The sequence below is a fragment of the Prevotella sp. MGM2 genome (genome assembly GCF_002933955.1).
Classification (GTDB): domain Bacteria; phylum Bacteroidota; class Bacteroidia; order Bacteroidales; family Bacteroidaceae; genus Alloprevotella.
This window is the reverse complement of sequence record NZ_BEWW01000089.1, coordinates 1-1,112: the sequence shown is the minus strand read 5'-3', so window position 1 is coordinate 1,112 and position 1,112 is coordinate 1. Positions and strand designations below refer to the sequence as shown.

3 protein-coding genes are annotated in these 1,112 nt (G+C 50.7%); all 3 read left to right on the top strand.

From position 1 onward, the window contains the following. Positions 1-372, top strand: a 372-nt coding sequence (locus C5S62_RS02015) for a peptide chain release factor-like protein (RefSeq protein WP_275541721.1), incomplete at its 5' end; no start/stop codon positions are given. Positions 373-531: 159 nt separating this feature from the next. Beyond that, a complete protein-coding gene (locus C5S62_RS13455; RefSeq protein WP_172486204.1) occupies positions 532-675 on the top strand; it encodes a hypothetical protein in 144 nt (47 codons plus the stop codon). Beyond that, the coding region (locus C5S62_RS02010; RefSeq protein ID WP_104403845.1) for a CYTH domain-containing protein at positions 676-1,112 on the top strand (437 nt) is incomplete at its 3' end.

Here is a 1,112-nt window from a genome sequence, read left to right as displayed (position 1 = left end):
GTGGAAACGGGGGTGCGTCTGCGATACCAGTATAAAGATCCTGAGACCGGAGAGGAGGAAGAAATACTCATTGAAAATACCGAAAGCCGCAAACAGCTTGAAAACCGCGAAAACGCCATGCGACTACTCCGCTCGCAGCTTTACGACCGTGAATTGCAGAAACGCAAGGCCGCGCAGGCAAAAATAGAGGCCGGTAAAAAGAAAATAGAATGGGGCAGCCAGATACGTAGCTATGTCTTTGACGACCGGCGGGTAAAAGACCACCGCACAGGCTTTCAGACGAGTGACGTGGGTGGGGTGATGGACGGTAAGATAGACGGTTTCATCAAAGCCTATCTCATGGAATTCTCCGAACAGGAAGAAAACAAATAATCAACGTACAGACGGGCAGACAGGCAGTCAAGAGGAAATAAAATCCACCTACAGACGCCTGCCGCTCGTTTTGGTTTGTTGGCGTATCAATGATTGTTTCCTTGAAATAAGCTGGCCATGCTGCTACTTGTAAAATTCTAAAATCTAAATCCAGTTATCATGAACAAGAAACACCAAGCCAAACTCAAAGCCCGTGCCGCCCGCGAGAAACGCCAGGCACGCCGTGTCATCAACGGCATTTTCATCGGTCTCATTCTGCTGATGGTTCTCTTCCTCATCGGCTATTATCTGCTCGCTGGATAAATGGCGCTCGAAATAGAACGTAAATTCCTGGTGACGGGCAACTACAAAACGTTTGCCACTTCAAGCAGACACATCGTGCAAGGATATATTTGCAGTGGGCAGGGGCGCACGGTACGCGTCCGTCTTCAGGACGACTGCGGTTATCTCACCATCAAGGGACCGTCAGCCGACGGCGGTCTTTCGCGTTACGAGTTCGAAAAGGAAATCACCCGCGAGGAGGCCCTGTCCCTTTTGCGCCTCTGCGAACCGGGGATCATCGACAAGATGCGCTGGCTCGTTCCTTCAGGTCGGCATGTCTTTGAGGTGGATGAGTTTTTCGGCGACAACGCCGGTCTTGTTGTAGCTGAAGTCGAACTTTCCTTCCCTGAAGAAACCTACGAACGTCCCTCTTTTCTAGGCCGAGAAGTAACTGGGGACCGCCGTTACTATAACTCTTC

What these genes read in the sequence shown, in the direction of transcription:
- C5S62_RS13455 (WP_172486204.1), top strand. Translation starts at nt 532, where the DNA reads ATGAACAAGAAACACCAAGCCAAACTCAAAGCCCGTGCCGCCCGCGAG.